The sequence below is a fragment of the Gilliamella bombi genome (assembly GCF_900103255.1).
GTDB classification, from domain to species: domain Bacteria; phylum Pseudomonadota; class Gammaproteobacteria; order Enterobacterales; family Orbaceae; genus Gilliamella; species Gilliamella bombi.
Genome location: NZ_FMWS01000113.1, coordinates 1 through 7,335, shown reverse-complemented (window position 1 = coordinate 7,335; position 7,335 = coordinate 1). Strand labels below are relative to the sequence as shown.

Here is a 7,335-nt window from a genome sequence, read left to right as displayed (position 1 = left end):
TGAACAACAATATTACCAAAAAGAAAAAATGATAGAGGCGGGCACTGTCTAATATTTTGGCAAGGATCAAGCGGTATCGTTCGGTTTTGTTGAGCTGTTCGATGAGTACTTCAGTCAGACAGTGGTCAGCGTCGTAGTGCTGGGTTGCGCTGATGGTCTGTTTACTGGCAGTTCTGCTGTGTTCGTCGGCGGTAGTGGTGCCCTCTGAAATGCAGGAGCTGGTTACAGCGAATCAGGTTGTGGTTGCTGTAGTCTTTGATGCAGTCGGTGTGATCGCAGCGGTAATTGGTCTGTTCTTATTTGCTGTGTTTTTGATTCAAGCCAAGATTGAACTCTGTTATTACTAGCTACAGAATAAACAGCAATTAAAATAAATTCGGGAAGATTTTAAATATCACTCCTGACTTTCATAATTATTTGTAATAGCATAATTCACATTGACCAATCACATCAAAAATATGATCATAAGTGCTTAAAACATAATGCTCATCTTTCTCTTTATCGAATATTTTATCAAAACATGATATCATCATTGGCTGATAGCTTGATTCATCAATCATTGTAATATTTAAGCTCTTTATATTTTTAAATTGAAAACAAATTAAAGCCTCTCCTTCTAATCCTCTGCTTGGTTGGCAAAATGACAAACCCAAAGAAGCTATTATCTTTAACTCCAGAGGAAACATATCTAATATGACGTCTTTTAATATTAAAGCGTCTCTTCCATATATTTCTCCATATATTGTCTCAATAGCCTGATTATTTACTGTTAGCATCTTACTTTTATCCCTTTCCCACCAGTTTTTGTTGAAAATCTATTATTTAGATTAATTGACTTCAAATCAGATTTAGTAGCCCAAACATAAGGCATACTTTTTATACCAGCTTCTTTAGCTGCGTATAGTCGTCGATTATCTAAAGTAAATACGGTGTTTATTTGCACCTTGCGAGATTAACCTTTCTTGAATGTTAGTAGGTAAGTCTCACTTTCCTGATTGGCTTTACTTGGTTGATATATGAAGAACCATTTTTCAATCTATAGATTAGTTCATTCATACTCCTTTTATCAGAAAAATTAGGACTGATATCACCTTGTGAAAATAAAACAGTTTTAGGGCTAACAGGTGATAGCCCCCATATCCACCCAAGTCAATCCATTAGGCCATACTGAAACAGATTAAGGCCACCCAGCAGCCTAATCGGATCTGGTTGGGTAAATCTACCTATATCCGGATCATAATACCTGAAAGTATTGTAATGTAAGCCAGTTTCTCTGTCTAGATATTGTCCTTGATATCTGAGGTTTTGCTTTACTGATTCATGTTCGATTTCGTGAATCCGTTTCCCCCATAACTGAAAGCTGCATTCCCACAGTATTTCGTCGTTTGCATCGGTTAGTTCTTCCGGTACTTTCTAGTATTAATGAATAGCCTTTTATTTTGTTAAATATTTATTGACTAAACATTTTTCTTAATAAATTATGATAATAACACCCCTGAATACCAATTCAAGACGTATAAAGATTTAGATCTAATATTGTTTAGATATTACTTATCTGTATTTTCATCTTTTCTAATACTTTCTCTAAATTTGTTAAGTCCAACACTTGAAAAATCATCAATATACATTAATGTAGGTATGCCGGTTTTATTATTTACTTCTCTTAGCCATTCACAAAAATTATCAAATATAATATCATCATTTTCATCTTGGAATAAAAATCCACTACCTATCGTATGTGAGTCAGATAAATTCATTAAAGCATCAATAAATTCATCTTTATTTTTAATGAACCAACTCATAGGTAGTTTAGTCATAATATCCATTAGCTTTAGTTCATCATCATAATCTAAAAAGGATGGTTTATTTTTCAAAAAATTGTATAGTATATTCTCGTTCATAAATTAATATCCTGAGCCATCTAATAAAATCTGAGCCCCATTATTGTCACTACGAAAAGGTTCCCATATTACATCAGTTCTATGATTCTGCTTATTTAAGGTATTGGTAATACAAGCCATTAGACCATTTGCTAAGTTAGATGTTAGCCATTTGGCTTCCGCGGAAAAATCCGTGCCATGTCCATATATTTGATATCCATCACCCTTATACTTAAAGCTCTTGAGAAACGATTAGGCTCAGCCCTTCAATTGTTTGCTATTTCTCTTTATTTGGCACATATATCGATATTTTATTAGATTTCCCCTCCTTTATAAACATAAATAGGTTGCATTGTTCCTCTTTCGCCATTTTCTCCAAGACAAAAGGTAAAGTCTTTATTAACAAAATAGATAGCAGGAAATAAACCATCATTTCTATTTTCAAGATATGATAAAAAGTTTTTCAAAGAAGATAAAAATAAGTACATATTTTTTCCTTTTCCATCGACTAATACATAACCCTGTATATTTTTATCTATATCAAGATTAGTAATATCAATCGCCCCTTTTGGCGCTATATAGTGATTCCATAAAGGACCATGAGTCTTTATATCTTTTTTAACAAAAGGTTTTCTGAAAGTATGAATAATAACTTTTCTAATTTCTATTGCTTTATCGTTCTCAATGTTTGTACCAAAAAAATTGGTATATGTCGAAAATAATAGGTCCATAAATTAATTCCATATATCATAAAATACATGTCCGTCTGCCCCTTATTTAGTCTGCCAGTCATACCATTTTATATGTTGAAGATCATTATCGAATGGAACTGTAGATTCTGGAATTCTATGATATTCATAGCCTCAGTTTACAGTTTTAGGGTGTAGTTTATTATGTGAAAAACCTTCACCAAAAATATCTTCAATTAGCTCTCGAGTATTGCGCTCATTTGGAACACGTATATTGTGAATGTTATTGCCATCATTATCAGTTACATATACTCTAGTCATTCTTAATTTTCTACTGCTTTTTGCTATGCTTTTATTCCTGGCTTTGCATTGCAGACGGATTTTGCGACCGTTTTTAAACTGGTATTTAGCACCAGAGAGGGTATAATACTTTTCGATGCTGTCAGATAGTTATGTTAAAATAATTATGCCATTTGAACAAAAAAAAGACCCGCATTATTAAAATCATCAATTTTCTTTTTTAAAAATAAATACCCAATAGCATCAGATAAAAATAATGCTCCACCATCATGAACTGGAATATCTGATGAATATAATTGACCAATAAAATCATATTGTTGCATTAATTTTTCACAAGCAACAATTCCCTTGGGTATTTTATTTGACAAAAAAGAAAATGTTGGATAATCACTATTCTTTAATTGTGTTTTTTTTAATTCAAGATATTGAGGAGCAAGGCTATTACTATTTTCGCATAGCTTTGATATGCCTGTTAACGTTACTCTTGTAAATCCTGATTTTAAGTGATCGAGTTCTGCATCATCACCAAAATAAACAATATCGTCTAAGAAATATCTATTTTCATTATAAGTTGAAAATACGGAAATATATTTATCTTTAGGAAGATTAATTCCACTAATAGAATCAGATAATTTATCATTATCAATTGTGAATAATAATGTTAAATTTTCACCTAATGGATTTTGGGGCCACTTGCCATCAATAAATGCACCTCCTCCAAATTTGATACCACTATTTTCATTTGATGAAGGTATAAGTTCATATACTTGTTGCATGATATCTCCATTAACAACATTTGCTAATTTTTTATAAAATCTATCTGTTTTTTTTCAGGAATACCAGCTCTTTTCAGAAAATAAATTTGTAAATACCTCTAGACTTAGTACACAACTTACGTAGAAAATTAAGCTGCTTGTTTTGGTGTTTTATACCCAATCGATGTTATGTTATTTAATGCCTCATGCGGTCTTTCAGTGTTATAATGTAATCCAGACCTTATCTAAATACTATCTCTGATATCTAATAAAATCTTGCTATATTGATTCATACTCAATTTCCTGAATCCCCCTGCCCCATAACTGAAAACTGCATTTCCTCAGTATTTCGCCGTTCGCATCGGGCAGTTCTTCTGGACAGTCGTTCTATGCGGACTTTGCTCAGGTGGTGTTCAGCGTCATAGTGGTAGTACTATTAGCCAACCTAATTTAATTTCAGTTTTTCTTTTTAACTTAAAAATATTTTTTCAATATATTCGCTTACTTTTGAATTAATATTACTTATATACTTCATGTCTTCATAAGAGCCAAATTTTAAAGCACCTTCTAAGTTATCATGCAGGACTAAAAGATTATATGCTAATTCCTTTGAAATAAAATCTTTTTCTTTATAATTAGTTACCATTTCATCTAGTGAAGAATAGAGATCATTCATTGTTTTTTCATCTAACTTATTTAATAATCTAATTTTTCCAACTACGTCGATAATCTTTTCATTAACATCAGAATTTATAATGTTCATAAAATACCTAATTAGTTACATGTCCTGCAACCATATATTATTCGAGTTTAGTTAAAAAAGTCCAAAAGTTATGTTTTCATCTTGTCTAATAACTCTATAGACTTTGCCGTTTTTTATACAACCAAACTTTCTTTGCTAATCGATTAATTCACGTTAGAGAATTAGGCGCATACAGAAACAGATTAAATCTACCCAATAACCCAATCAGGTCTAGCTGAGTAAATTTACCTATATCTGGGTTTCAAATAATAAAATTAAACAGACTTTTTTAGTGATAATCCAAAATCGATAAATCCCTCAGAACTTATAACAAGACACCATTTATTTAAAGAATCAAAAAAATAATGATGTTGAGGGATGCTTTCTACAGCAAAAGCTAGAAAACTATCAAATTGATTAAATTTTAAATGTACTGCAAAATTTAAAGATGAATCATTTATATAGTAAATATCTCCGCTTTCTCTAATTTTAGCGGATATATCATTATCTATAATAAAATTTTTTATTGTAAATAACCAATTAGAATAGCTTCCAAAAAGTTGATTACTTTTGTGTTTAAGAGTTTTTGACCAATCAATTTTGGTTCCTTTCCACTCAAACGAATTAGATAATTGGTATGCAATATTTTCCCAGTTATCGATCAACTCTGCTGGTTCTGATAATTGAGAAAGTTTAATTTTTATTTCATCATCAAAAGTCATGAAACTCTCCATGGCTTAGAAGGAAGTTTAAATCTAAGCTACTACACTGTCGCTGACTGCTATTTAGTTTTACTATAAACTACTGTGATGCATTTCCCTACGTCTATTTATTTTTATAATAATTATAATAAATATGCTGTTCCACTGTTAGTTTATGTGCCAATTGACTCGTTTTATCTCATTTGTAATCCGCCCTTTGCACCAACTTGTATAGCTATAAAACAAAATACTACTAATAGATAATAATTATTTATATTTACTAAATTTTTCTACCCAGCCTTTTTTTGTGAATAGTTCACCTGATAAACCATCACTGATATCAACAATATTTTTTTCATTTTTGCCTTCTTGAGATATTAATAATCTTATACTTTCTTCATTTTGTTCTAGCATATCTAATGTATTGTAAATAACACTATCAATAGCAGTCAGTACTACTTTTTTTAAAATTTCAATCTGATGTTTATCAAATATTTTTAATTCATTATTTAATTTAACCATATTTGCAGATTTAATTTTACCTTGAACCATTCCTTCAAATTCAAAAATTGACTGATCTCTAACACGACTAATGAGCTTTTGACCAAAAATATCAAGTAATTCTTTATCTAGCATATTAAGACTCTCCGGTTTAATTCCCATGGATTTCCCCATAACTGAAAGCTGCATTCCCACAATATTTCACGGTTTGCATCAGGTTGCGCCGATGGTCTGTTTGATATCGGATGATGATACTTATCTGGTGCAGGTGGCCATCGCCATAAAAACGAGGCTAAGGCCAAATATATCCCTGTTATTTGAATAATTTATATTATTGCAGAAATTTAATAAATTAGAGATCTAAAAAATTGTCATATTCAGAATAATAATTTAATGCTTTTATAAATTCATTTGTAGTAGCTGAAGGTTTCTGATCTATAACTGAATCGACTACATCAGCAAATTGTTGACCTGAGTAAAGATAGTTTAGTTTCTTTTTTAACACAAGAGGCGGATAAATTTCTTTTCCATTATCATCTACATCTGGATAGTCATCAATGTAATAACTTTTATTACTTAGCAATTCTTCATCAGATTCACTATAGAGACAAAAATCATCACCTCTTTCAATATTGTCTTTCACATAAGAGATAATATCCTTTATTGGATAAAGATTACCTTTAACAAGCATAATATTCATACTCCGTAATAGAAATTATTTAACAAAGTTTCTTACTGATAAAATCATTTAAAATTCATTTTGATTATTCTTCTACATATCACGGCCACTTTTATAAATAACATCCGTTGTTGAAATTTTTAATGTTTCATTAAAGACCTAACTAAAGAAATTTGCTTATATCAAAATAAGAGTTCCCATGAAATCATTGTGTAAGTCAGCTTCTATTTTTAAATATCAACTTTAAAATTGATACTTGTGGTGCCTTTTGATTATCAAATGATTTAATTAAAGAAGAATAGTTTGAAGTTATTTCTTTGGTTAAAACGGCAAAGTTCCTTTTATACTCCCAAAATGCTCAACATTGACATCCAATGATTTAAAATAATTAAAAGCATCGATTATATTTGAGAATTCTTTAATTTCTTCTGTACCATAATCCTCAATAATTTCCATCTTTTTCTATGATATAGAAAAGATACGTATTATATAATCCATTTTTCTTTTTCAGTGCGTATTGGAATAAATAGCATTCACCATCTATTTCCTTTACTTCATCAAATCCTCTAACCTTGCCTTTTTCTATGACAGAAATTAAATGTTCAATTGAAAAGTTATTCATCTATATCGATACTCACCATTGTTCCATTTGAACGTTTAATGCTTATATGGAGCAAAGAGCTATGCCCTGTTCCTTTAGTGTCGTCATAACCATATTACACGACAGATATTAGAATCAATAGAATAATTTTTTTGTAACAAATTTTACCACTTTTTTTGGATTTTACACTAATTTGCAGTTCCTTGAGGGCCTCCTTGTAAAAATTTAATGTTTTTAGGTTTTACAAAAAATTAAATACCTTTAAATATTATTAAAAGGGTTGGAATGGCAACACATTTTCAAACAAAAAAATTAAGGGGTAAGTGTTTTTTAAATTCAACGGGAGGCAAGTAGCCTAACGAAGAATGTAATCGTTTATGATTATACCAATAAGCATAAGCCGAAAAAGCGCGTTGTAACTCAGCCGTTGAGTTGAAACGTTGGCCTTTTACAAATTCCGTTTTAATTGTTTTAAATGTCGCTTCCG

12 protein-coding genes are annotated in these 7,335 nt (G+C 30.6%); all 12 read right to left on the bottom strand.

What is annotated here, in order from left to right:
• Window positions 1–413: 413 nt before the first annotated feature.
• On the bottom strand, window positions 414–776 hold the full coding sequence (locus tag B9N71_RS12525; RefSeq protein ID WP_085166136.1) for a hypothetical protein: 363 nt from the start codon (window positions 774–776) through the stop codon (window positions 414–416).
• Complete coding sequence (locus tag B9N71_RS13190; RefSeq protein WP_167370130.1) at window positions 770–943, bottom strand: hypothetical protein; 174 nt, start codon at window positions 941–943, stop codon at window positions 770–772. The genes B9N71_RS12525 and B9N71_RS13190 overlap by 7 nt, the downstream gene beginning before the upstream one ends.
• A 206-nt stretch (window positions 944–1,149) precedes the next feature.
• Entirely contained in the window at window positions 1,150–1,329 is a 180-nt protein-coding gene (locus tag B9N71_RS13770; RefSeq protein ID WP_411578969.1) for an RHS repeat-associated core domain-containing protein, read from the bottom strand.
• A 218-nt stretch (window positions 1,330–1,547) separates the two neighbouring features.
• Window positions 1,548–1,901, bottom strand: coding sequence for a hypothetical protein (locus B9N71_RS12515; protein ID WP_085166135.1), 354 nt, complete (start codon window positions 1,899–1,901; stop codon window positions 1,548–1,550).
• A 293-nt stretch (window positions 1,902–2,194) separates the two neighbouring features.
• Window positions 2,195–2,611 carry a hypothetical protein gene (locus tag B9N71_RS12510; protein WP_085166134.1) on the bottom strand — a complete coding sequence of 139 codons (417 nt, stop codon included), beginning with the start codon at window positions 2,609–2,611 and terminating at the stop codon, window positions 2,195–2,197.
• Between the two features lie 132 nt (window positions 2,612–2,743).
• Window positions 2,744–2,890, bottom strand: coding sequence for a hypothetical protein (locus B9N71_RS13185; RefSeq protein WP_167370129.1), 147 nt, complete (start codon window positions 2,888–2,890; stop codon window positions 2,744–2,746).
• Window positions 2,891–3,033: 143 nt separating this feature from the next.
• The gene (locus tag B9N71_RS12505) at window positions 3,034–3,645 is read right to left on the bottom strand and encodes a hypothetical protein (RefSeq protein WP_065610599.1); all 612 of its coding nucleotides are present in this window, start codon (window positions 3,643–3,645) and stop codon (window positions 3,034–3,036) included.
• A 448-nt stretch (window positions 3,646–4,093) separates the two neighbouring features.
• Entirely contained in the window at window positions 4,094–4,387 is a 294-nt protein-coding gene (locus B9N71_RS12500) for a hypothetical protein (protein WP_085166133.1), read from the bottom strand.
• 254 nt (window positions 4,388–4,641) lie between these two features.
• The gene (locus B9N71_RS12495) at window positions 4,642–5,088 is read right to left on the bottom strand and encodes a type IV secretion protein Rhs (RefSeq protein ID WP_085166132.1); all 447 of its coding nucleotides are present in this window, start codon (window positions 5,086–5,088) and stop codon (window positions 4,642–4,644) included.
• A 246-nt stretch (window positions 5,089–5,334) separates the two neighbouring features.
• Window positions 5,335–5,730 (bottom strand): hypothetical protein, encoded by a 396-nt coding sequence (locus B9N71_RS12490; RefSeq protein WP_085166131.1) that lies wholly within the window; start codon window positions 5,728–5,730, stop codon window positions 5,335–5,337.
• 190 nt (window positions 5,731–5,920) lie between these two features.
• Window positions 5,921–6,259, bottom strand: coding sequence for a DUF7716 domain-containing protein (locus tag B9N71_RS12485; protein WP_065608879.1), 339 nt, complete (start codon window positions 6,257–6,259; stop codon window positions 5,921–5,923).
• Between the two features lie 888 nt (window positions 6,260–7,147).
• A partial coding sequence (locus tag B9N71_RS12475; RefSeq protein ID WP_143421972.1) for an IS3 family transposase occupies window positions 7,148–7,335 on the bottom strand: 188 nt, incomplete at its 5' end.

What these genes read in the sequence shown, in the direction of transcription:
- B9N71_RS12525 (WP_085166136.1), bottom strand. Translation starts at nt 776, where the DNA reads ATGCTAACAGTAAATAATCAGGCTATTGAGACAATATATGGAGAAATA.
- B9N71_RS12495 (WP_085166132.1), bottom strand. Translation starts at nt 5,088, where the DNA reads ATGACTTTTGATGATGAAATAAAAATTAAACTTTCTCAATTATCAGAA.
- B9N71_RS12500 (WP_085166133.1), bottom strand. Translation starts at nt 4,387, where the DNA reads ATGAACATTATAAATTCTGATGTTAATGAAAAGATTATCGACGTAGTT.
- B9N71_RS13185 (WP_167370129.1), bottom strand. Translation starts at nt 2,890, where the DNA reads ATGACTAGAGTATATGTAACTGATAATGATGGCAATAACATTCACAAT.
- B9N71_RS12515 (WP_085166135.1), bottom strand. Translation starts at nt 1,901, where the DNA reads ATGAACGAGAATATACTATACAATTTTTTGAAAAATAAACCATCCTTT.
- B9N71_RS12485 (WP_065608879.1), bottom strand. Translation starts at nt 6,259, where the DNA reads ATGCTTGTTAAAGGTAATCTTTATCCAATAAAGGATATTATCTCTTAT.
- B9N71_RS12490 (WP_085166131.1), bottom strand. Translation starts at nt 5,730, where the DNA reads ATGGGAATTAAACCGGAGAGTCTTAATATGCTAGATAAAGAATTACTT.
- B9N71_RS12510 (WP_085166134.1), bottom strand. Translation starts at nt 2,611, where the DNA reads ATGGACCTATTATTTTCGACATATACCAATTTTTTTGGTACAAACATT.
- B9N71_RS12505 (WP_065610599.1), bottom strand. Translation starts at nt 3,645, where the DNA reads ATGCAACAAGTATATGAACTTATACCTTCATCAAATGAAAATAGTGGT.